Origin of the sequence: Pseudarthrobacter sp. NPDC092439 (assembly GCF_044754945.1) — a bacterium.
In the GTDB taxonomy this organism is placed as follows: domain Bacteria; phylum Actinomycetota; class Actinomycetes; order Actinomycetales; family Micrococcaceae; genus Arthrobacter.
On sequence record NZ_JBIVQB010000001.1, the window covers coordinates 311,427 to 332,696 of the forward strand.

Here is a 21,270-nt window from a genome sequence, read left to right on the forward strand (position 1 = left end):
GGCGCGCACCCAGGAGCCTTTCCTATGACCCAATCCACGTCCGCCACCCGCCGCGCCCCGGTCCTCTACCGGAACGGCTCGGTTTACACTGCCGCTGACCCCTTCGCCACAGCGATGCTGGTGGACGGCGACACCGTCGCCTGGGTCGGCTCCGAGCAGGCCGCGTCCTCCATTGCAGACAGCTCCATGGATGTCATCGACCTGCGGGGAGCCCTCGTTGCTCCGGGATTCGTCGACTCCCACGTGCACCTGACGGAGACGGGCCTTGCCCTGGATTCCCTCCAGCTCGGGACGGTGCGTTCAGCGCGCGAGCTGCTGGACGCCGTCGCGTCCGCCCCCGGTGAAGGCCCTGTCCTGGGGCACGGGTGGGACGAGACAACCTGGGGCGACGCTGTTCTCCCGGACGCCGCGGAACTGGAGCGCGCCGCCCGCGGCAGGCACGTTTACCTGGCCCGTGTGGATGTCCACTCGGCGCTGGTGTCAGCGTCCCTCGCCGACGCTGCGGGGCTGGCCGGGCAGGCCGGGTACGACGGCGGCGCGCGGGTATCGCGCGCGGCGCACGCGGCCGCGCGCCAGGCCACACGGAGGCTGCCGGAGCACGAGCTGCGCCGCCACCAATCGCGTGCACTGGCCGAAGCCGCCGCCAATGGATACGTGGCGGTGGCTGAAATGGGTGCACCGCACATCGGCGGTGAGGCCGACCTGCGCGTCGCTGCCGGCTGGGACGGGACTGGCCCTGCCGCCGGTCCTGGACCATTCCCCGAGGTGCTCCTTTATTGGGGCGAGCTTGCCGTGTCCGAAGACCATGCCCGGCACCTTGCCGCCCAGTTCGGCGGCACCGTACGCGGACTCGCCGGAGACCTGAACGTCGACGGATCCATCGGTTCGCGCACCGCCGCACTGCGGGACGGGTACGCCGACGCGCAGGGGGAACGGGGCAGCCTGTACCTGTCCGCGGAGGAGGCTGCGGCTCATCTGGCTGCATGCTCGCTGGCGGGGCTTCAGGGCGGCTTCCACATCATCGGTGACGCAGGCCTCGATACTGCGCTGGAGGCACTGGACCTGGCGGCCGCCGAGGTGGGCGGGCAACGGATCCGCGCGGCGGGACACCGGTTTGAACACGTTGAGATGATCGATGCGGCCGCCGTGAAGAAGCTGGCCCACTATTCCGTGACCGTCAGCGCACAGCCGGCCTTCGATGCGGCGTGGGGCAACCCGGGCGGTCTGTACGGGAAGCGGCTGGGGGAGCGGAGCCACGGCATGAACCCGTTCGCCACGCTCTATGCGGCCGGCGTCCCCGTCTGCTTTGGCAGCGACAGCCCGGTGACCCCGCTGCGGCCCTGGGCCAGTGTCCGCGCCTGCCTTGAGCACAACACGGACGCGGAACGCATATCCGCCCGCGCGGCGTTCCTGGGACACACCCGGGCCGGTTGGCGGGCAGCGAGGTACAGCAACCCCATGGCGGGACAACTTGTCCCGGGCGCCCCGGCGAGTTTCGCCGTGTGGGATGTTGAGGAATTGATGGTCCAGGTGGCCGACGGCCGGGTGCAATCCTGGAGCACGGATCCGCGGGCGCGCACGCCGCTCCTGCCCGCACTGGACACGGGGGCGGATCCGGTCTGCCTCCAGACTGTCCGGGACGGAGCGGAGCTGTTCGCCAGCCCGGCGCTCCGTTCCTGACAACGGATCAGCCGTCGCCCGCCCTATAATGGATAGTTGCGCCTGCCGCTCATCCCCTGACGGCCAGGCGCCCCGACCGCTCCCACCCGGAAAGGCCCTCAGTGCGCGTCCTTACCATCATCCCCACCTACAACGAGCTGGAATCGCTGCCCAAGACCCTTAAGCGTCTTCGGGACGCAGTGCCGGCGTCGGATGTCCTGGTGGTTGACGACAACAGCCCTGACGGTACCGGCAAGCTGGCGGACACGTTTGCCGCGCAGGACGCCCAGGTCCATGTACTGCACCGCAAGGGCAAGGAAGGGCTCGGGGCTGCCTACATCGCAGGTTTCAAATGGGGCCTTGACGCCGGATACGACGTTCTCGTTGAGATGGACGCGGACGGCTCCCACCAGCCGGAACAGCTGCCGCAGCTCCTCGACGCCATCGGGCAGGGGGCGGATTTGGCCATGGGGTCCCGCTGGGTACCCGGCGGCAGCGTGGTGAACTGGCCGCTCTACCGTCAGGCCATTTCCCGCGTTGGCAGCACCTATGCGCGCCTGATGCTGGGCCTGAAGATCAAGGACGTCACGGGCGGTTACCGCGCGTTCCGGCGCACCACGCTGGAAAAGCTCAACCTCGACCAGGTGGACTCTGTCGGCTACGGCTTCCAGGTGGACCTCGCCTGGCGCGTGGCCAAGCTGGGCCTGCGGATCGAAGAGCGGCCCATCACCTTCGTTGAGCGGGAGCTGGGTGCTTCCAAGATGAGTGGAAACATCGTCGTGGAGGCAATGGTCAATGTCACCAAGTGGGGCCTGCTGGCCCGCTGGAACACCCTGACCCGGGGGAAGGCCGCCCGTCGGTAGGGGTTCCTGCCACGCGCAAGGGGCGGCGGCTGCATCTGCAGCGGCCGCCCCTTTTTGCGTTAGGCATATGTTCCGGTGACGGAGCCTGGTTCCTAGGCGCTGCGCCGTTCGCCGCGGCGTTCCCGCAGGATGGTCAGCCGGTCCTCGAGGATCTGCTCAAGCTCAGGCAGGGAGCGGCGTTCCAGCAGCATGTCCCAGTGCGTCCGGACAGCTTTGTCGTTGCTTGTGTCAGGGCGTTCGCCGTCAACCAGAAGGGCTTCCTTGCCGGTCTTGGAAACCCATACCGGGGGAATCTCTGCCTCGGAGGAGAAGGTGACAAACACCTGCTCGCCGTCCTCGCAACGGTATTCAACGCGCTGGCGCGGAGCCGGCTCAACTCCGGACTCGGTCTCCATGCTCTGCGCACCAAGGCGCATGCCCCGCAGGCTGCGATCGCTCATGATTTCTCCCTCTGGTCGGTTCGCGGAGCAGGACTCCGCGGCAGCCGGCGGCGCCGGGGCGCCACCGGACTATCGTTTGCGCTTTGCTGCATCATAGGATTCAACGCATCGCCAAGCTCTCTTGTTCCAGCGGATTTGCACCGGCCGGACAAATACCCCATTATACGGGCGTATATGGCTGTGCGGCAAAAACAGGGGGCCGGCAATTCGGATACCTTCCGGTTCCGCCGGCCCTTGCCCGCGGCGCGCTTAAGGTTCGGCCCGGTCCACCACGGGATCCGCCGGCTTGGCGCCCACCTCATCGAACAGTCCACCTGATGCGCCGGAGCTGGTCCCGCCCAGCGCGTTCCCGATTCCCTTCAATGCCTCGCCCACTTCGCTGGGAATGATCCACAGCTTGTTGGCCGAACCCTCGGCCAGTTTGGGCAGGGTCTGCAGGTACTGGTACGCCAGGAGCTTCTGGTCGGGATTGCCGCGGTGAATGGCATCGAAGACCTTCTGGATGGCCTGCGCTTCACCGTCCGCCCGAAGGATGGCCGCCTTGGCGTCGCCTTCGGCGGCGAGGATTGAGGCCTGGCGCTGCCCTTCCGCCGTGAGGATGGCCGACTGTTTGGTGCCTTCGGCGGTGAGGATGGCTGCCCGGCGGTCGCGCTCGGCGCGCATCTGCTTTTCCATCGAGTCCTGGATGGAGTGCGGCGGATCGATGGCCTTCAGCTCCACACGGGAGACCCGGATGCCCCAGCGGCCTGTGGCCTCGTCGAGGACACCCCGCAGCTGACCGTTGATCTGGTCGCGTGAGGTAAGCGCCTGCTCGAGGTTCAGGCCACCCACCACGTTTCGAAGCGTGGTTGTGGTGAGCTGCTCCACGGCCTGGATGTAGTTCGCGATCTCATAGGTGGCCGAACGTGCATCGGTGACCTGGAAGTAGACCACGGTGTCGATGGACACCACGAGGTTGTCCTCGGTGATCACCGGCTGGGGCGGGAAGGAGACAACCTGCTCCCGCAGGTCCAGGAGGGGAAGCAACCGGTCCACGAACGGGATGAGGATGGTCAGCCCCGGGTTCAGCGTGCGCTGGTATTTGCCCAGCCTTTCCACCACCCCTGCCCTGGCCTGCGGAATGATCCGTACCGAACGGACCAGGACGATAATCACAAAGACGATCAGGACCGCGAGCACTATGGTCAGCGCGGCACCTCCGGCGTTACCCATGCATTCCTTCTTCCCAATCCATTGTGGCTGTGGCGGTACCGGCTATGCCGGGGCGGTCAGGTACCCGGAGGCGGCGGCGGTTCCACGGCGGATACCACGGCGGTGGCTCCCTCGATGGCGGAAACGACCACGCGCTGCCCGGCCGGCAGGACGCCCGAGGTGGAACGCGCAGTCCAGATGTCGCCTCCGATCTTGACCAGGCCGCCGTCGGACGTTATGGGTTCCATCACCACGGCTTGCTCACCGATCAGCCGGTCGATGTTGCTCCGCTGGGCCGCCGGCCCGCTTTTAAGGTGCGCCAGGGCAACAGGGCGGACGAAACCGATCATCAACAGCGACACCACGCAAAAGGCCACGATCTGGAGCCAGAGGTCCGCCCCCGCGAAGTCGGCGATGAGTGCTGCCAGAGCGCCGCCGCCGAGCATGATGAAGAAGAGGTCCAGGGTGATCATCTCGACCACGGCAAAGGTCAGGAAAGCGGTGAGCCACAATGCCCACCAGTTTTCGCCCAACCACTCGAACAATTCGTGCCCCCTTTGCAGCGCGTCTGCCGTGTGTGCCGCCCGTGCCTTTCTTCCCATCGTAGGCGCGGCCGCCGCAATGTGGGCAGGATCATACGGCCGGGAGCTTCACCGTGGCCAAGTCGTTACCGCAAGGCTGCCGTTCCGTGCTCACGAGGCGTGTCAGCGGAGCGTGAAAACCGACACCTGGAACCGTGCGTCGGCTGCCAGGGGTTCCGCCACGGCGGCGAGGCGCGCTTCAACGCTGTTCCTGTCCAGGTGGTGCCCTGCCGGACCCATGAGTGCCAGGTGGGCGGCGTCCTGGCGGGAGAGCTGCAGCGGAATATCCACAGCGGTCGAACCCTGGGTGTCAAAGTATTCCGCCATTGCCTGGCCCAGGCGGTCCTCCTTGCTTTCCTCGATCCCGAGCATGCCGGTCAGCGCCGCGATGGCGGCGAGGTGCCCGCGACGCGGGGTAACCACCACGAGCCGGCCGCCCGGCCGTAGGACGCGGGCGAATTCGGCGGGATTGCGCGGTGCGAAAATGACCGTAACGGCGTCCACTGAACTGTCCGCCAAGGGCAGCGGCCGCCACACATCCCACACCAGATTCAGGGCTTCGGGGTTCAGGCGCGCGGCGCGGCGAAGCCCAAACTTCGAGATGTCCAGGCCCAGCGCGGCGACCGGCCGGCCCGTTGCCGCAGCAGCATCCAGGACGGCCCTCAGGTAGTGGCCGGTTCCCGTCCCGGAGTCCAGGACTGCCGGGTGTTCACCAAGGGAAGGAACGACGGCGGCCGCCACGGCTTCTGCCAACGGATCATAGTGCCCGCGGGACAGGAAGTTCACGCGCGCCTCCACCATCGCGGCGGAGTCGGGTTCAAAGGGTGTGCCCTTGCCCACCAGGAAGTTGAAGTAGCCTTGGCGAGCGGCATCGAAGCTGTGGCCGGACGCGCAGGAGAGACTGCGCGGAGCGGTCCCGTCCCGATCGGGGCTGAGGGGCCCGGAGCACACCGGGCACAGCAGAGGCAGGCCCAGGTCAGGCACGGAAGTCTTCCCGGGAACTGCTGATTCCGGCCGGTGCGGCTTCAAAGCCGAGTCCCTCCTGTGCCTTGCTGATTCCGGCCTCGGCCCAGTGCGCGGCATACTCGGCATTGGTGCTCAGGGAACGGAGCTGCGCCCGGTCAACGTAGAGAACTCCGTTCAGATGATCCGTCTCGTGCTGCACGATGCGGGCCTGCCAGCCGGAAAACTCCCGCCGCTGCGCCACGCCGTCGGGCGTCTGGAACTCCAGCAGAACCGACTCGGGGCGCGCCACCACCGCCTGGAGGCCATTGAGCGAGAGGCAACCTTCATAGAAGGACGCAGTGGCCGATCCGGCGGGGCTGTAGCGCGGGTTCAGGATGGCCAGGAACTCCAGGGGGCTTCGGCGCCGCAGGGCAGCTGCCTCCGGATCGACGTCGAACTGGTCCTCGAGCACCGCAAGCTGCAGGGGAATGCCCAGCTGGGGTGCCGCCAGCCCGACACCGGGGGCTTCGTGCATCACCTGCCGCATAAGTGCGATGAGCCGGTCCAACCGGTCCCGTGACAACTGCCCGTCGAAGACCGCGGACCGCTGGCGCAGGGCCGGATGGCCCGCCTGCACGATAGAAGGCAGGGTTCCGGCCTCGAGGATGCTGTCCACGAGCCCGCTGATTTCAGCGGCGCCCAGCGGCGTCACCGGAGGGGTGTGCTTCATGGCCCCAGCCTATCGGCCGGACCGCGTCAGGCTGGTACTTCGTCCCGCTGATGCCCTACTGCATGGTGAAACGGCGGGCCACCCATCTGTTGACGGCGGGAACTGCTGCAGCCGTGCCGACGGCCGCATTGCGGACGGTGAGCAGGGGAGCGGGCAGGGGTCGGCCCAGCATCATGTTGATTTCCGCCTGGCGCCTGGCCACGGTGGCTGCCCGCCGCCGGGCATGCCGGTAGGCCCGGATTTGCCGTTCCGGCCAGGGCCCGGTCAGGATGCGCCGGACCAGGGGTGCAACGCTGGCGGCGTCCAGCCAGCCGAGGTTCATGCCTTGGCCGCCGATGGGGCTGATCTCATGCGCCGCGTCGCCCAGCAGGATGGTCCGGCCACGCACCGTTTCGCGGGCAATGGCGGAGCGGACACTAAAAGCGCTCAGCATGGTGTTCGTGGCAGGAGCCGGACTGATTCCGGTTCTCTGGCTCACGAGCCGGGCCAAGTCCGAGGCATCGGCGTCCCCGGCAGGGGCTGACAGCCGCACCACCCAGCGCCGCAGACCGCCGGGCAGGGGAAAGGATTCCACGATCCCCTCAGGCTCCAGAAAAAGCAGGGCCCGTTCCGGGTCCAGGTCCCCGGCCGAAAAATCACCCATCAGGTAGTGGTCCGGGTAGCTTCTCCTGGCCACGTGCGGGCCGAAGTACTCCCGCAGCCCGGACCGGGCTCCGTCCGCGGCGACCAGGACGCCCGCGGTGAGTGCGGCCCGGGGCGTCCCGCCTGCGGCACGGCGGACCGAGAAGGTGACCGCGCCGCCGTCGTCCGTTAAGTGTGTAACTTCCGTTCCACGCACGATGGCCTCGGGATCGAGGGCAAGGACCCGCTCCTCCAGGATCTCCTCTGTCCTGAACTGCGGAAGCGCCAGGATGAAGGGGAAATCCTCCGCGACCCGGCCGAAGTCCATGATGCCCACCTCCCGCCCCCGGCTCATGGCCGCTCCGGAACGGATCGCCGCCCCGTCCCGGACCATCGCCGAAGCGGCCCCGGCCCGGTCCAGGGCGCGCAGTGCCGGCGGATGGACGCCGATGGCCCGCGAGTGGCGCTCGCGCGTATGCCGTTGTTCGTACACCCGGACGCTCAGGCCTTGCTGCAGCAGCAGGGCGGCGAGGTACAGGCCCACGGGACCGGCGCCGGCAATGGCGACGTCCGGCCCCGATTCAGCCATGCCGCACAAGGGCGTGGTGGAACGCGGCGGTGCGGGCGACGGCCCAGCCTGGAGGCGCGGCGGCGGACAGTTCCGCCGGCGTATAGCTGCGGCGGATGGATGTCAGTCCGTCCGCCCGGATGAACGACTGCCGAAAGGGGAGTGCGGCAACGCTGAACAGCGCGTAGGCCGCCGGGCTGCGGCGCAGGTCGTTGTGGAGGCAGACACGGGTGGCGAGGGTTTCCGAGTCGTGCAGCAACTGGCTGAGCCCGCCCGCGCTCAGATGGTGGAGGACGTGGTTGGAGATGACAACGTCGTAACGCCTCCCTTCCGCCACCAGGTCGGAGCTGTGTGCCTGGCGGAATTCCACCCCCGGCACCGGAGGCCGGCGGAGCGCAAAGGAAGTGGCCCGGGGGTCGGGATCGATGCCGGTAATTCGCAGGTCCAGGCCGTCCCGCCAGCCCCAGAGACGCAGGGTCACGGCGAGATCTCCAGCGCCGGAGCCGACATCGAGCAGCGTGCCCCTACCGGAGGCGGCGGCGAGCGGACGTATTTCGCGGGTGTAGAGCCTGCGCCACCCGGACAGCAGCCGGTTCACGACGCCGAACTGGCGGTAGGTGTTTTCCAGCCGCACGGGGTCGCAGTCCGGCTGGTCCATGAGCTCTTCCGCCGCTGCCGCCCTGTGGCGCATCAGGAGGGGCACGCTCAGCCCACCGGCGCTTCCGCCCGGTCATGATCCGCCACACTTGTGGTGGCGCCCGGTTGCTGCCGCAGCTTGGTGAAGAGACCAGTCTCCACGGTCAATCCAGGTCCGAATGCCATGGAGCAGATCCTTTCGCCGGCGTCCCGCTCCTGTCCGGTGTACCGCCCCTGTCCGGTGTCCGTTACGGGCGGCTGCGCGAGGATGTGCTTTAGAACAAAGAGGACCGTCGCACTGCTCATGTTGCCGTAGTCGCGGAGGGTTTCGCGCGCCGGGACGAGCTGCGTATCCGTGAGCCCCAGACGGGACTGGACCTTGTCCAGGATGCTCCGGCCGCCCGGGTGGATGGCCCAGTGGGGGATGGAGGCGTAGGGGAGTGGCTCGAGCTCCGGATCCCGTGCCAGCAGGGGCTGGAGGGCGCCGATGATGTGGTCATCGATGATGTGCGGCACATAGTTTCCCAGGATCATCTCGAATCCGTGGTCGCCGATGTTCCAGGCCATGGAATCCTCGCCGACGGGGGTCAGGACTGTTTCGAAGTGGTCCAGCTGGAGCAGGGCTGACCCCCGCGCCCCGGGACGGGCGGTGATCACTGCCGCTGCGGCACCGTCGGCAAAGAGGGCGGACCCCATGATAGTGTCCGGGTCGTTGGAGGTGCGGACGTGCAGGGAGCAGAGTTCCGCGCAGACCACCAGGACCACAGCGTCGGGGTCTGCCTCGCAGAAATGTTTCGCCGCGCGGAGGGCGGGAAAGGCCGCATAGCAACCCATGAACCCCAGGTGATAGCGCTGCACGGCCGGATTGAGGCCAAGTTCCCTGACAATTTTGTAGTCCGGACCGGGGTTGAAGAAGCCGGTGCAGGAGACGGTGACCAGATGAGTTATGTCAAGTAAGTCCAAATCCGGGCACGCATCCACCGCTGCCCGCGCTGCCTCGACGAAGAGCTTTGTGGCCTCGCGGCCGAAAATCTCGTTGCGGATCTTCGTGCTCGGGTTCAGAAGGAGGCCGGTGGCGGCGTCAAAGAACTGCGGATCTTCGGCGCGGTGCTCCCGGGTCAGCTCATCGACGGCCGTATACCGCGTATCAATGGCAGCGGAATCGAAGCACGTACTGACCAGCCTCGAGCCGAGCCTGGTGAGGCCGGGCTGTGCGGCAAACACGTCCCGGGCCTCGGACTGGATGAGCTTCGTCCGTGGAACTGCAGTTTCGAGTGCTTGCACGTAGACCGTCATCAACACATTCTTAGTGAGCCTGCAGAATTAGACAATGGCCTGACCTGCCTGTTTGCTGCCGAAAAGGGCTGTGCAGCACTGCTTCCCGTCAGGGCCCCGGGCGCCGATAATCTACATTATGTCACGTTGTACTCTTCGTATCTCATCAGATGAATCATCGTCACCCCTCTCCCGCGGAATTCCGAACCACGCGTTCAGGGCGGCTTCCGCCGCGCCATTCAGGGGTTTTACCCGACTCCAAACGTGGCCGAGCGCGGCATCATCCTGTCCCGGCCGCAGGTCTACCGCATCGTCAACCAGAAGCCGGAGCGGGTCGCTCTGCAGGTTATCGCAGCTATCTGCAACATCTTTGCCTGCGGCCCCGAAGACCTCATCACCATCACCGCCGCTGACGTCCGGGCACGCAAGACCGGTACCGGCAACTCCCCCAATGTCGTGGACCTGAACCGCACCGTCCGCCCGCGCCGGGCCCGCATCATCGACGATGACCACTGAACTCCCGGAAGGACTCACGCCGCGCAACACCGTCCGCGGGCGGCCCCGCACGACCGGCTGCGTCCAGTGCGCGCGCTGCGGCCGCAACGCCGGCAGGACCAGGGCGAGCTGGCCAGAAGGCAAGATATGCGGTCCCTGCTTCACCATTGCAACCCGAACCCACGGCACCTGCCCCGACTGCGGGCAGCACAGGCTACTCCCCGGCCCAGCCGCACAGGATGGAGGACCACGGTGCGCACCCTGCGCCGGTATCCTCCATAACTTCCACTGCGCCCGCTGCAACCAAGAGGGTGAGTTCTACCGCCGCGGCATATGCGCCCGCTGCGCACTCCGGGACGACCTCACCGCCCTACTGCTCACCAATCCGGCGGATCCGACAATTGCAAACCGCATGGTCGAAGTCCTTTGCCAAGCCGATCGACCGGAAAGCATCATCACTTGGAAACGCTCCCTGGACGACCACCTGGCCGTCACACCGGCACCACTGGTCGCGGACGCACTCGGCTACAGCTACCAGGTCGCCTTCCTCCACGCCGACGCCGCAGGTGAACCGTGGTCCAGATATGTCGACCGGCGGACTTGACCTAGAGGGGGTCCGGCTTCATCCGGAAACCAGGACTCTCACCCCAGGCCACGCCGTGGATTCCCTCGGCAGCGGCCACGATTCGGCTCCTCCCATCTATGACTAGCAAGGAAGCCACCCGGCGCATTGATCTCGCCTTTTGGATGCGCCCTAACACTGCCTCCGGCGCCTACGAGAGGTAATCCTCGATCGCAGCTAATGCATCCAGTCGCCATCGATCATCAACTTCATATAGGAGATGTCGCAGTTCTGCGAGTGTTTCAAATGGTGCAGCCAGAAGGTCTACGGGAGGTGCAAGACCAACGAACTCAGCTTCATTGGAGTCCGGCACTAACAACTTTGTCCGTTCCTCATAGAGGCGTATCTGGTCGTCGAACATGGCCCCAGCCACGTCTTCCCGACCCCGGGCTACCAACTGATCGAGACTCCGACGGAAGACATCCGACATCAGTTCCGTCGGTTCCGGCAACGCAACTGTGTGGCACACGCCTTGCTCGTCAACCCACACTTTTCCTCCGACTGCAGTTGTCGGTCATGCCACTCCTTGGTAAAGGCTCATCGGCCGAAGAGATCAGATTACGCTCCAAACTTGATACCCAGGGGTGCCAGAGGTTGCTCTGCGAATTTCATCTTTGCGAACATCGTTGCCGCTCTACGTGTGGCCCTTCGTTCAGGTTGTCAGCGTCGCTTGCCCTTATTCTTCATCCGCTTTATTGCCCGACGCGCCGAAGGCGGAATAGGCGGGATTCTCCGACCTACTGGCTGGAGCTTCATTTCCGCGATAAGCCCGTCGAGCACGGAATCACTCTGTGGGACCGAGTTGAAATAGAAGGTGTCCTCCAGGGAGCCGTTCTCGTCGAAAATCCAGCCGTAGGCGCGATCTGCTTGCAACTGGTAATGCTTGACCTTCGCGTAGAGCTGCAGCCGTTCCTTGACCTCGATGATCGGGGTGCCAGAGGGGCATGTAGCCATAAACACCGTCGAGAAACCCCACATGCCCGCATTTGCGGTCATGGCGTCGTGGTACATGCCGTCCTTGCGAGTAGCTCGGGCGCAAGTCTTGATCATTGACAAGAGGCGCATCTGCCCTTCGCCGGATAGCGCGAGAAGGTCCGCTCCGCAGCGGAACCAGCCGGGTTTGCCTGCCGCGGTAAGTTGGTCGATCAATTCGAGCATCTCGGCCGGCGCGTTCATGGTTGGCTTGGCGGGGTGCTCATCCTGCGGGAGCTTGTCGCGGTTCATCCAGGCTGTCAGCTCAACACAATCGTCGCTGACCATAGTGCCCACGGCTGAACGTTGGTAACGACGGCGTGCCGCCTTCGTGACCGGTGGCAACGTCGGATGTGTGGCCTTGACCTCATCTGGGTCCGCTTCGACATAGAGATCGGCAGCGAGGAACAGCATGTAGAGATCGAGCTCGTCGAGAGCGCGGTAGTAGGTGGTCACGGGGCTGTCGGTGCGCCGCCTCAGGTAGAGCAAAAACTCTGACGGACGTTCGCCGATCTCCGCTATGACAGCGAGATCGTGCAGCGATAGAATCAGCGGCGGCCGGTCTTTGGGTAGGATCCCCGCGTGCTGGAGATCGGCGAGGTTAGTGCCGAGCGGACCGATGTCGTCGAGCACCACGACAAGAGTCCGTACCTCACGAATGCTTGATAGGTCCAGCCAGGTGGTGGGGCTCTCCCAGATGCCGTGATTGGTTTCGATGAGCTCGCGAAGGCGGGTGGCTTGGCGCGCGCCGTCCCCTAGGGTCGCCTTGAGGTCGTTCGTCAGGCGTCGCACATCGCCGCGTCGAGCCTGGTCGGCGATCGACTTCCCCTTCACTTCTACGACGACCGCGACATCATCAATTACGAAGAGTGCGTCGCCTTCAACATCGTCGGCGGATTGACGATGGGTCGTACTGTCGGGCCCGAGCTCGTCTGCGGAGACACCCGCCTTGGGAGCAAGGTAGTGGTAACTCTCGCGAAAGGTCCTAGCCCCGAGAACAGTCTCCAGGTAGCTCTTGGCGAGTTCCTCACTGACCGGTTGCCTGGCCTTTTGGTCATACCTGCGCACATCGGGGGAATTGGGAGGAAGCGCGCGCTCGAAAATCCGCCGGAGCACGTCCAGGCCGATCTCATTGGATGTCAGCGCAAAATTGTCGTCTCCGTCGGACATCAACGGTCGCACTAGGAACGGATTATTGCCCATCAGTAGATCGAAGACTCGCTCGCCCGGGCTTCTCGAGTCGTCGAACTGCTGCGCGAACGAAGTGAGGACCCTCCTCGCTGTTGCGACGTCCAATCCCGACGCGATTGCGACGTCGGACGACGTGATGATGGACCGGTCGGCGGGGAGGAACATGAACGGGATCATCCCGGACATGAACTGCTCTATGACCTCGCGAGGAACGTCCTTGGGGTCGAGGTGCTGGTGCGCCATCAAGAGATCACCGGTCTCGTCGCGGAGGCGGGTCATCCGTTCAGCAGAGATTTCATTCATCGCCGATCGCACTGCCACTACGTCGGAGTACCCGTAGCCGAGGTGCGTCCGCATGAGTTCGCTCGAGACTGCCGTCTCGAACAACCTGCCGTCGTGTCCGTCGCGGATGTGGTCGTATTGCAAGTTCCGAATGTTCAGTACAGCGCCCTGGTACTCGCTAGCCAGCCGACCGAGCGGTTCACGGCGGAGTTGGCCCTCTACCAGCTGACGATAGCTAGCTATTCTGGCCAGCCTGACGCAGCGCTCGTGCAAGCCCGAGATCACCTCGTGCGGCCGAGTGTCCCCCCGTGGGATGGGATCTGGCTTGCGAGATGGCCTCGCCAGTAGGATGGCTGCGACGATCTCCACCGGCAGTGATGCGCCGCCAGGCGGTGCGAGCCGGGGGTCGGGGACGATGGAGAACTCCCGCATCCGCATCAACTCGATGACATCAAAGGCGTCGGCGTCTGCGACCAGATCGAGGATTGCTGCGACATCCTTCTCGATGTTCTCGCGCAGGATCGCGCGTGCATCCGAAGGGGTCCTGCAGTTGCGGAAGGGTAGGAGTTCATTCAGCGAGTCATCAAACGACTCTGGATCGAAATCACCCATTACCCTTCCCAGCGGGTGAAAGGTAGACATGCCACACTCCTGATCTCGGGGTTACGAGCATAAAACGCGCCGACGACAATCGGAGGCGCGCCGAGCTGGAGGTCTCTCCATTCGGCATCCACTTTCCTGTCCGGAGCACGCTTGCGCTCGGTGACGCGCTGAGGCGAATGAGATTGGCGTGCCCGGGCCACAGGAACTTCCTGACCGGCGACAGTATGACGGCCTTGCCGCACGCGATGGAGCCTGCAATCTGATCCCTGTCCTAAGGGACAGGACTACGTCCATGCCGGTCTTGTTGGCCATCGACTGGAGACAAGCGCGCCCTCGAGCCCCTGCTGCCGCCGACTCGGCCACCACGCTTGTCCTGCGTTCCATGTCCTCCCTGAGCGAATACACCCATAGTTGATACGCAGAGGTGCCAGTAGTCTTCAACCTTTGCATCCCCCAATGACGTTCTCTCTATGAGTTTCCACAACAGGCCTGGGCCACTCCAGCAGTCGTGCAACTACGCACTCCGCCTGATGGACGCACCGACAAGTGCCCCCAGGCCGAGCCCCAGCGCGAAACCCAGCACCGGATTGTCAAAGACAGCCAGTCCGAGCGTGATACCCACGGCCGCACCGACCAGTGAACAGATCCACAACGCCTTATTCATCGCCGGCCGTTCGCAAAGTATGCCGCTCCCCTGCCCACAAACCACTCAGCCCCCGTAGGCCCTCTGGAGTGCTTCGATGTCCAGCTTGCCCATTCCCAGCATTGCGTCCATGGCCCGGCGCGACCCGGCGGCATCCGGGCCGCCGATCAGCGCGGGCAGTCCGGTGGGTATGATTTGCCAGGTCAGACCGAACCGGTCCGTAAGCCATCCGCAGCGCCCCCCGGAGCCGCCTTCGGTCAGCGCATTCCAGTACCTGTCGATCGTTTCCTGGTCCTCGCAGTCGACCACCAGCGAGACAGCCTCCGTAAACGGGGCTCCCCGGGAGCCGTTGAGCGCCATGAACCGTCGCCCCTCAATCTCGAACTCCACGGCGGCAGCGTGAGCCGAACCTCCCGGTCCGCCGTCGCCAAACCGCGACACATTCAGAATCCGGCTTTCGTCAAAGACAGATGTGTAAAACTCTGCTGCCTGCTCCGCCTGGTCTGTGAACCACAGGCAGGTTCCAATGTTCCGCGGCATGGTGCCCCCTTTCGCCCCGAGCCTAGCCCCACCATGTGACGCGCACAACGGCCGAAGGCGCAGCCTCCGGACGCTAGGCTCAAAGCATGCCTTTTTTGCATCACCGCCGCGTCCCTCCGGCCGCCTCGTCCGTGACCGCCGCGGCATTTGCTGACGCCCTCCTGATTATGCTGTTCGCCGCCGTGGGCCGCGGAGCCCACGAACGCGGAGACGTCGTGACGGGCGTCCTGCTGACTGCCTGGCCGTTCCTGGCGGGTGCTGCCGTGGGCTGGCTTGCGTCCAGGGCGTGGCGCTCACCGCTGTCGGTGCGCAGGGCCGGCGTCGTGATTTGGCTTTGCAGCCTCGCGGTCGGAATGCTCCTGCGGCTTCTGACAGGACAAGCCGTGGTGCTCCCCTTCGTGATCGTCGCGTTCCTGAGCCTTGGCGTGTTGCTGCTCGGCTATAGGATGCTGGCTGCAGTGGCTGCGCGTTCCACAGCGAAGGGAACAGCGCGCTGATGTAATAGGCTGGCAGCACCGAAAAGCCTGCCGGGCCCTGCTACGGCGCAACTGATCCGAAAGGATTCACTGTGATCACCGCATTCGTTCTGATCAAGACCGACGCCGCCCGCATCCCGGAAACGGCTGAAGAGATCTCAGCCATCGAAGGCATCAGCGAAGTTTACTCGGTCACTGGCGAATGGGACCTGATCGCCGTGGCGCGGGTGGCCAGGCACGAAGACCTTGCCGACGTCATTGCGGACAAGCTTTCCAAGGTGCCCGCGGTAGTTCACACCACCACGCACATTGCCTTCCGGGCCTACTCACAGCACGACCTCGACGCCGCCTTCGCCCTCGGATTCGAGCAGTAGGCAGTACGGATCAGGGCCGGGTCAGCGTTACCCATTTTTCAAGGATGGCTGCCGCAGCGCCGGAATCAATCGACTCTTCGGCCCGGACATAGGCGTTCCGCATCCGTTCGAGGAACGTCCCATCAGCACTTGTGTCGAACGCCACCAGCCCGGCCGCCGCGTTAACGAGCACCGCATCACGGGCCGGGCCGGCTTTTCCTGCCAGGACGTCCCGGACCACCTGGGCGTTGGCCTGCGCGTCTCCGCCACGAAGCTGTTCAACCGTCGCCAGCCTGATGCCCAGGTCTTCGGGCGAAAAGCCCACTTCCGTCACTGCACCGTCCCGGATCTCCCACACGGTGGAGGGTCCGGTGGTGGTCAGCTCGTCCAGTCCGTCATCGCCGCGGAACACCAGGCCCCTGCTCCCCCGCCGGGCCAGCACCCCTGCCACCAGCGGCGCCATCCGGGCGTTGGCGACGCCGACGGCCGACGCCTGCACCCGTGCCGGGTTCGTCAGTGGGCCCAGGAAGTTGAACGCTGTGGGGATGGCAAGTTCCCGGCGCGGCACAGCGGTGTGCCGGAAGGACGGATGGAAGACCTGGGCGAAGCAGAAAGTGATGCCCGCCTCTTCGGCGTTCCTCGCCACACCTTCGATGGGAAGGTCCAGGCGAACACCGAGCGCTTCGAGCACGTCGGCGGAGCCCGAGGACGACGACGACGCCCGGTTTCCGTGCTTGACGACCCTTGCGCCTGCCCCGGCGGCCACCAGGGCGGCCATGCTGGAAATATTCACCGTGTTGAGCTGGTCGCCGCCGGTGCCGACGATGTCCAGTTTCTCACCTGCAATGGAGATGGGCTTGGCGTGCAGCAGCATCGTCTCCACCAGGCCGGACAGTTCCTCTACCGTCTCCCCCTTGGCGCTGAGGGCCACAAGGAAACCCGCAATCTGGGCAGGTGTTGCTTCTCCGGACATGATCCTGTCCATCGCCCAGGAGGTGTCGTCCGCAGTGAGGTCCGTACCCTTAATCAACGCCGAGATGAGGCGGGGCCAGGAGTTGGCCGGCGCCGCGGATGCCTGAGAAGTCACGTCCTGATGCTATCGATCACACCAGCGGGTGACCAATGTGAACGGCCCCGGGGAACTTTTCACCGCGATTTCGCGTCTTTGTAGAAAAAGTCTTTCCAAAAGGCGGTTTGCGTTGGGCAGCACGGACTTTTACAGACATAATGTCTATGTGACATCTGCGACCCATGCCCCCAGTACCCCGGCGCACCCCACGCTGAACCGCCCCAATATGGTTTCCGTTGGAACCGTAGTGTGGCTCTCCAGCGAGTTGATGTTCTTTGCCGGCCTCTTTGCCATGTACTTCACGCTCCGCTCCACCAGTGGTGAGATGTGGGCGGAAGAGACCGCCAAACTGAACTTCCCGTTTGCGCTCGCCAACACCATCGTCCTCGTGGCAAGTTCCTTCACCTGCCAGATGGGCGTCTTCGCCGCTGAGCGCCTCCAGCCCCGCCGCGCCGGTGGTGTCTTCCAGTTCGGTCGCTGGGGAATGAACGAATGGTTCACCCTCACGTTCCTGATGGGCGCGTTCTTCGTCGCCGGCCAGGCCACCGAATACGCGATGCTCGTCTCTGAGCACGTTTCGCTCTCCTCCAATGCGTACGGCTCGGCCTTCTACATGACCACCGGCTTCCACGGCCTGCACGTCATCGGCGGCCTCGTGGCCTTCCTGCTGATCATGGGCCGCTCCTTCGCGGCCAAGAAGTTTGGCCACTTCGAGGCAACTTCAGCGATTGTCACGTCTTACTACTGGCACTTCGTTGACGTGGTGTGGATCGGCCTCTTCCTGGTCATCTACGTACTGCAGTAGCCAGCTTTGATTCTTTTTCTACAAGAGGCAGAATTTCAGGTAGCGGCTCCCGGAGCCGGCGCACGAACGAATAAAGGAACCACCACGTGAAGGCACTCTCACAAAAGCGGCGTCACCCACTTGCAGCACTAGCGCTGCTTCTGATGGGCCTCCTCCTCACGGGTGGAATCTACGCTGCGGCCACCTCCGTTAACGAGGCGAAGGCCTCCAGCACGAGCTACAGCTCCGAGGACGTTGAAGAGGGCGGCAAGCTGTTCGCCGCAAACTGCGCCACCTGCCACGGCATGGGTGCAAGCGGCACCCAGGATGGTCCGTCCCTCGTGGGCGTCGGCGCAGCATCCGTGGACTTCCAGGTGGGAACGGGCCGCATGCCGATGCAGATGAACGGTCCGCAGGCGTTGAAGAAGCCCGTCCAGTTCAACGACGAACAGACCCAGCAGCTTGCAGCGTACGTTGCTTCCCTGGGCGCCGGTCCGGCAATCCCCGGTGAAGAACTGCTCGACGAAGGCGGCGACGCAGCAGAAGGCGGCGAGCTGTTCCGGGTTAACTGCGCCATGTGCCACAACGCTGCAGCCGCCGGCGGCGCGCTGACCAGGGGCAAGTTCGCGCCCGCCCTGGCAGACGTGTCCGGCAAGCACATCTACGAGGCCATGGTCACCGGCCCGCAGAACATGCCCGTCTTCAGCGACTCAAACATCTCCCCTGAAGGCAAGCGCGACATCATCACCTTCCTGAAGCAGATTGAGACCACCGGTTCGCCCGGTGGCGCCGACCTGGGCTCCCTGGGTCCGGTCGCTGAAGGTCTGTTCGTTTGGGTCGCCGGCCTGGGCGTCATCATCGCCTTCACCATCTGGCTCACGTCACGCACGTCCTAGGCACCCGCCCGCATGGGCATCGACTTCTGCTGGTCAACAGCAGCTTGAAATTAGAAACTAACCCGGCACCCGCCGGGACGAGAGAAGGATGAGGCGAATTATGGGCAACCATAGTGACGGCAGTCCGAACCACTCGGGCACCGTAGCTACGGCTGGTCAGAATGAGGTGGAGAAGTTCCAGGACCCTGGAATTCCCCCGCACCGTTTGCGCCTGGCTGACACGGACCCGAAGGCCGCAAAGCGGGCAGAACGGCAGGTCGCCTTACTATTTGGCATCTCTGTTGTTGGAACCCTGATCTTCCTGGTGGCGTACTTCGCCATCGACCTGAGCGAGGATTCCGGCATTGCCACCATCCGGCTCCAGAACGCACTGCTTGGCCTGGGCACTGCCTTTGCCATGCTGGGTATCGGAACCGGCATCGTGCACTGGGCCAAGGCCTTGATGCCCGACCATGAAGTCTCGGAAGAGCGCCACGCGATCCGCTACGAAGAGGACCGCCAGGCGGCCGTCCGCATCGTTGACGACATCGTTGAGGAAACCGGCATCAAGCGCCGCCCGCTGATCCGGAACACCCTCCTGGGTGCTGTCGCACTGGCACCCCTGCCCGCCGTCGCCATCTTCGGCGATCTGGGACCGCGTCCGGATAACAAGCTGGCGCACACCATGTGGGCACCGCAGGAGGGCAAGCTCAAACGGCTGACCCGCGACCCCGACGGTACTCCCATCAAGGCCTCCGACGTCACGATCGGTTCTGCCTTCCACGTCATTCCGGAGGGCCTCAACGAGCTCCACGAAGGCAAGCTGAACGAGAAGGCCAAGGCCGTCGTCCTGCTCATGCGTCTGGATCCCGCGTCGCTCAACCCTTCCGAGGGCCGTGAAGACTGGGGCTACAACGGTATTGTTGCGTACTCCAAGATCTGCACCCACGTGGGATGCCCTGTTGCCCTTTACGAGCAGCAGACCCACCACCTGCTGTGCCCGTGCCACCAGTCCACCTTCGACCTCACTCAAGAGTGCAAGGTGATCTTCGGACCGGCCAGCCGCCCGCTGCCCCAGCTGCCCATCGCAGTCGACGACGAGGGCTACCTGGTCGCTACCAGCGACTTCAAAGAACCTGTAGGACCGAGTTACTGGGAGCGTGATATGCATGAGCGCAGCATCAACAGCTGAGCCCGCTTTCGTCGCCAAAACCAAGACAGGCCGGATCACCGACTTTGTTGACGCACGCGTTGGCGGTTCCGGTATCCTCCGTGAATTCGGCCGCAAGGTTTTCCCGGACCACTGGTCCTTCATGTTCGGTGAAGTGGCACTGTACTCCTTTGTGGTGCTGCTGCTCTCGGGCACGTTCCTGACGTTTTTCTTTGATCCCTCCATGGCTGAAACGCACTACGACGGCTCCTATGTGCCGTTGAAGGGCGTCGAGATGTCGGTGGCTTACAGCTCGTCACTGGACATCTCGTTTGACATCCGCGGCGGCCTCTTTATGCGCCAGGTGCACCACTGGGCTGCACTGCTCTTCGTTGCCTCCATTGCAGTCCACATGCTGCGCGTGTTCTTTACGGGCGCCTTCCGGAAGCCCCGCGAGATGAACTGGGTGGTGGGCGGCGTCCTGCTCATCCTGGCTATGGCTGCAGGCTTCACCGGCTACTCGCTCCCCGATGACCTGCTGTCCGGCAACGGCCTCCGCATCATCGACGGCGTCATCAAGTCCATTCCGGTCATCGGTACCTACATCTCGTTCTTCCTCTTCGGCGGCGAGTTCCCTGGCACAGCAGTCATTGGCCGGCTGTATGTCCTGCACATCCTGCTGGTGCCGGCCCTGATCCTGCTGATGATCGTGCTGCACCTCTTCATGGTTGTGGTCCACAAGCACACCCAGTACCCCGGCCCCGGACGTAACGACAACAACGTGGTGGGCTACCCGCTGGGTCCTGTCTACGCAGCAAAGGCCGGCGGCTTCTTCTTCATTGTGTTCGGTGTCCTGGCGCTGATGGCAGCGTTCTTTACCATCAACCCGATTTGGAACTACGGCCCGTACGACCCCTCCCCTGTTTCGGCCGGCACCCAGCCGGACTGGTACATCGGTTTCGTTGACGGCGCGCTGCGGCTCATGCCGGGCGTTATCGGGGACTTCCACTTCGAGTACGTGATCTTCGGTTACACACTCACCCTGAACGTGCTGCTCCCGGCTTTGGTGCCGGCGGGCATCCTCTTCACGGTCATGTTCATGTACCCGTGGATCGAAAGCTGGATCACCAAGGACACCCGCGAGCACCACGTCCTGGACCGTCCACGCAACGCTCCCACCCGTACCGCGATCGGCATGGCAGGCTTTGTCTGGTATTGCGTGATGTGGGCTGCTGCAGGTTCCGACCTCATCGCCACGCATTTCCACGTTTCCCTGAACGACGTGACCTACTGGCTGAGGGCGCTGTTCTTCATCGGTCCGGTCATCGCCTTCATCGTCACCAAGCGCGTGGCACTTGCCCTCCAGCGCAAAGACCGTGAAATCGCGCTCCATGGCCGGGAGACCGGCCGTATCGTGCGCCTGCCGCATGGCGAGTTCATTGAAGTTCACGCACCGCTGGATGAGTACAAGCGCTACAAGCTCGTGGGCTTCGAGTCACCCACGGTGATTCCGGCCCAGCCGAACGAGCACGGCGTGGTCACGCGCAAGGAGAAGCGCCGCGCGTTCCTCTCACAGTGGTTCTTCGAAGACCGCGTTGCCCCGGCGACCCCTGCGGAGCTCGAGGCCGCCCACGGCCACGGACACGCGGCCGTTGAAGCAGCCGACGAGTCCAGGAGCCTGAGCCACTAGGCTCCGCTCGTTATAC

The 21,270-nt window shown here is 64.5% G+C and carries 22 protein-coding genes; 10 read left to right on the forward strand and 12 right to left on the reverse strand.

The genetic code is table 11. From position 1 onward, the window contains the following. Positions 1-24 precede the first annotated feature (24 nt). Both ACIQCM_RS01450 and ACIQCM_RS01455 read left to right on the forward strand, forming a co-directional pair. Positions 25-1,680, forward strand: coding sequence for an amidohydrolase (locus ACIQCM_RS01450; protein WP_400603765.1), 1,656 nt, complete (start codon positions 25-27; stop codon positions 1,678-1,680). A 101-nt stretch (positions 1,681-1,781) separates the two neighbouring features. Next, entirely contained in the window at positions 1,782-2,522 is a 741-nt protein-coding gene (locus ACIQCM_RS01455; protein ID WP_400603763.1) for a polyprenol monophosphomannose synthase, read from the forward strand. A 92-nt stretch (positions 2,523-2,614) separates the two neighbouring features. On the opposite strand, the gene ACIQCM_RS01460 is transcribed toward ACIQCM_RS01455, so the two are convergent. The 8 genes from ACIQCM_RS01460 to ACIQCM_RS01495 all read right to left on the reverse strand — a co-directional run bounded on the left by ACIQCM_RS01460 (position 2,615) and on the right by ACIQCM_RS01495 (position 9,530). Beyond that, a complete protein-coding gene (locus tag ACIQCM_RS01460) occupies positions 2,615-2,962 on the reverse strand; it encodes an RNA polymerase-binding protein RbpA (protein WP_013600997.1) in 348 nt (115 codons plus the stop codon). A 249-nt stretch (positions 2,963-3,211) separates the two neighbouring features. Next, entirely contained in the window at positions 3,212-4,174 is a 963-nt protein-coding gene (locus ACIQCM_RS01465) for an SPFH domain-containing protein (protein WP_400603761.1), read from the reverse strand. A gap of 56 nt (positions 4,175-4,230) precedes the next feature. Next, positions 4,231-4,698, reverse strand: coding sequence for an NfeD family protein (locus ACIQCM_RS01470; RefSeq protein ID WP_400603759.1), 468 nt, complete (start codon positions 4,696-4,698; stop codon positions 4,231-4,233). 159 nt (positions 4,699-4,857) lie between these two features. Continuing rightward, entirely contained in the window at positions 4,858-5,718 is an 861-nt protein-coding gene (locus ACIQCM_RS01475) for a putative RNA methyltransferase (RefSeq protein WP_400603757.1), read from the reverse strand. Then, positions 5,711-6,409 (reverse strand): peptide deformylase, encoded by a 699-nt coding sequence (locus ACIQCM_RS01480; RefSeq protein WP_400603755.1) that lies wholly within the window; start codon positions 6,407-6,409, stop codon positions 5,711-5,713. The genes ACIQCM_RS01475 and ACIQCM_RS01480 overlap by 8 nt, the downstream gene beginning before the upstream one ends. Positions 6,410-6,464: 55 nt before the next feature. Further along, the gene (locus ACIQCM_RS01485) at positions 6,465-7,619 is read right to left on the reverse strand and encodes an FAD-dependent oxidoreductase (protein WP_400603753.1); all 1,155 of its coding nucleotides are present in this window, start codon (positions 7,617-7,619) and stop codon (positions 6,465-6,467) included. Beyond that, positions 7,612-8,289, reverse strand: a complete 678-nt coding sequence (locus tag ACIQCM_RS01490) for a class I SAM-dependent methyltransferase (protein ID WP_400603751.1) — start codon at positions 8,287-8,289, stop codon at positions 7,612-7,614. The genes ACIQCM_RS01485 and ACIQCM_RS01490 overlap by 8 nt, the downstream gene beginning before the upstream one ends. Before the next feature lie 14 nt (positions 8,290-8,303). Next, positions 8,304-9,530 (reverse strand): type III polyketide synthase, encoded by a 1,227-nt coding sequence (locus tag ACIQCM_RS01495; RefSeq protein WP_400603749.1) that lies wholly within the window; start codon positions 9,528-9,530, stop codon positions 8,304-8,306. A 243-nt stretch (positions 9,531-9,773) separates the two neighbouring features. Here ACIQCM_RS01495 and ACIQCM_RS01500 point away from each other — a divergent pair, with 243 nt between their 5' ends. Then, complete coding sequence (locus tag ACIQCM_RS01500; protein WP_400603747.1) at positions 9,774-10,025, forward strand: helix-turn-helix domain-containing protein; 252 nt, start codon at positions 9,774-9,776, stop codon at positions 10,023-10,025. A gap of 391 nt (positions 10,026-10,416) precedes the next feature. Then, positions 10,417-10,608, forward strand: coding sequence for a hypothetical protein (locus ACIQCM_RS01505; protein WP_400603744.1), 192 nt, complete (start codon positions 10,417-10,419; stop codon positions 10,606-10,608). Between the two features lie 169 nt (positions 10,609-10,777). Here the strand turns inward: ACIQCM_RS01505 and ACIQCM_RS01510 are convergent, their stop codons facing one another. The 3 genes from ACIQCM_RS01510 to ACIQCM_RS01520 all read right to left on the reverse strand — a co-directional run bounded on the left by ACIQCM_RS01510 (position 10,778) and on the right by ACIQCM_RS01520 (position 14,857). Beyond that, positions 10,778-11,116: a hypothetical protein gene (locus ACIQCM_RS01510; protein ID WP_400603743.1), complete on the reverse strand. Its 339-nt coding sequence runs from the start codon at positions 11,114-11,116 to the stop codon at positions 10,778-10,780. A gap of 170 nt (positions 11,117-11,286) precedes the next feature. After that, the gene (locus ACIQCM_RS01515; protein ID WP_400603741.1) at positions 11,287-13,683 is read right to left on the reverse strand and encodes a hypothetical protein; all 2,397 of its coding nucleotides are present in this window, start codon (positions 13,681-13,683) and stop codon (positions 11,287-11,289) included. A gap of 700 nt (positions 13,684-14,383) precedes the next feature. Continuing rightward, entirely contained in the window at positions 14,384-14,857 is a 474-nt protein-coding gene (locus tag ACIQCM_RS01520) for a VOC family protein (protein ID WP_400603739.1), read from the reverse strand. Positions 14,858-14,943: 86 nt separating this feature from the next. Here ACIQCM_RS01520 and ACIQCM_RS01525 point away from each other — a divergent pair, with 86 nt between their 5' ends. Together ACIQCM_RS01525 and ACIQCM_RS01530 are read left to right on the forward strand one after the other, a co-directional pair. After that, positions 14,944-15,354 (forward strand): DUF3054 domain-containing protein, encoded by a 411-nt coding sequence (locus ACIQCM_RS01525; protein ID WP_400603737.1) that lies wholly within the window; start codon positions 14,944-14,946, stop codon positions 15,352-15,354. Positions 15,355-15,425: 71 nt separating this feature from the next. Then, positions 15,426-15,707, forward strand: coding sequence for an Lrp/AsnC family transcriptional regulator (locus tag ACIQCM_RS01530; protein ID WP_377215891.1), 282 nt, complete (start codon positions 15,426-15,428; stop codon positions 15,705-15,707). Positions 15,708-15,717: 10 nt separating this feature from the next. Here the strand turns inward: ACIQCM_RS01530 and trpD are convergent, their stop codons facing one another. Beyond that, complete coding sequence (gene trpD / locus ACIQCM_RS01535; protein WP_400603735.1) at positions 15,718-16,773, reverse strand: anthranilate phosphoribosyltransferase; 1,056 nt, start codon at positions 16,771-16,773, stop codon at positions 15,718-15,720. A gap of 112 nt (positions 16,774-16,885) precedes the next feature. Between trpD and ACIQCM_RS01540 the strand changes: the two genes are divergently transcribed. The 4 genes from ACIQCM_RS01540 to ACIQCM_RS01555 all read left to right on the forward strand — a co-directional run bounded on the left by ACIQCM_RS01540 (position 16,886) and on the right by ACIQCM_RS01555 (position 21,254). Next, complete coding sequence (locus tag ACIQCM_RS01540) at positions 16,886-17,560, forward strand: heme-copper oxidase subunit III (protein ID WP_400603733.1); 675 nt, start codon at positions 16,886-16,888, stop codon at positions 17,558-17,560. 86 nt (positions 17,561-17,646) lie between these two features. Continuing rightward, positions 17,647-18,435: a c-type cytochrome gene (locus tag ACIQCM_RS01545; protein ID WP_400603732.1), complete on the forward strand. Its 789-nt coding sequence runs from the start codon at positions 17,647-17,649 to the stop codon at positions 18,433-18,435. Between the two features lie 100 nt (positions 18,436-18,535). After that, a complete protein-coding gene (locus tag ACIQCM_RS01550; RefSeq protein WP_400603730.1) occupies positions 18,536-19,606 on the forward strand; it encodes a Rieske 2Fe-2S domain-containing protein in 1,071 nt (356 codons plus the stop codon). Further along, entirely contained in the window at positions 19,584-21,254 is a 1,671-nt protein-coding gene (locus ACIQCM_RS01555; protein ID WP_400603728.1) for a cytochrome bc complex cytochrome b subunit, read from the forward strand. Before ACIQCM_RS01550 ends, ACIQCM_RS01555 begins: the two co-directional genes overlap by 23 nt. Positions 21,255-21,270 lie beyond the last annotated feature (16 nt).

Bases quoted from the DNA above. Each gene is read 5' to 3' on its own strand.
- ACIQCM_RS01515 (WP_400603741.1), bottom strand. From the start codon at position 13,683: ATGGGTGATTTCGATCCAGAGTCGTTTGATGACTCGCTGAATGAACTC.
- ACIQCM_RS01450 (WP_400603765.1), top strand. From the start codon at position 25: ATGACCCAATCCACGTCCGCCACCCGCCGCGCCCCGGTCCTCTACCGG.
- ACIQCM_RS01555 (WP_400603728.1), top strand. From the start codon at position 19,584: ATGAGCGCAGCATCAACAGCTGAGCCCGCTTTCGTCGCCAAAACCAAG.
- ACIQCM_RS01460 (WP_013600997.1), bottom strand. From the start codon at position 2,962: ATGAGCGATCGCAGCCTGCGGGGCATGCGCCTTGGTGCGCAGAGCATG.
- ACIQCM_RS01480 (WP_400603755.1), bottom strand. From the start codon at position 6,409: ATGAAGCACACCCCTCCGGTGACGCCGCTGGGCGCCGCTGAAATCAGC.
- ACIQCM_RS01485 (WP_400603753.1), bottom strand. From the start codon at position 7,619: ATGGCTGAATCGGGGCCGGACGTCGCCATTGCCGGCGCCGGTCCCGTG.
- ACIQCM_RS01490 (WP_400603751.1), bottom strand. From the start codon at position 8,289: ATGCGCCACAGGGCGGCAGCGGCGGAAGAGCTCATGGACCAGCCGGAC.
- ACIQCM_RS01495 (WP_400603749.1), bottom strand. From the start codon at position 9,530: ATGACGGTCTACGTGCAAGCACTCGAAACTGCAGTTCCACGGACGAAG.
- ACIQCM_RS01550 (WP_400603730.1), top strand. From the start codon at position 18,536: ATGGGCAACCATAGTGACGGCAGTCCGAACCACTCGGGCACCGTAGCT.
- ACIQCM_RS01525 (WP_400603737.1), top strand. From the start codon at position 14,944: ATGCCTTTTTTGCATCACCGCCGCGTCCCTCCGGCCGCCTCGTCCGTG.
- ACIQCM_RS01520 (WP_400603739.1), bottom strand. From the start codon at position 14,857: ATGCCGCGGAACATTGGAACCTGCCTGTGGTTCACAGACCAGGCGGAG.
- ACIQCM_RS01465 (WP_400603761.1), bottom strand. From the start codon at position 4,174: ATGGGTAACGCCGGAGGTGCCGCGCTGACCATAGTGCTCGCGGTCCTG.
- ACIQCM_RS01505 (WP_400603744.1), top strand. From the start codon at position 10,417: ATGGTCGAAGTCCTTTGCCAAGCCGATCGACCGGAAAGCATCATCACT.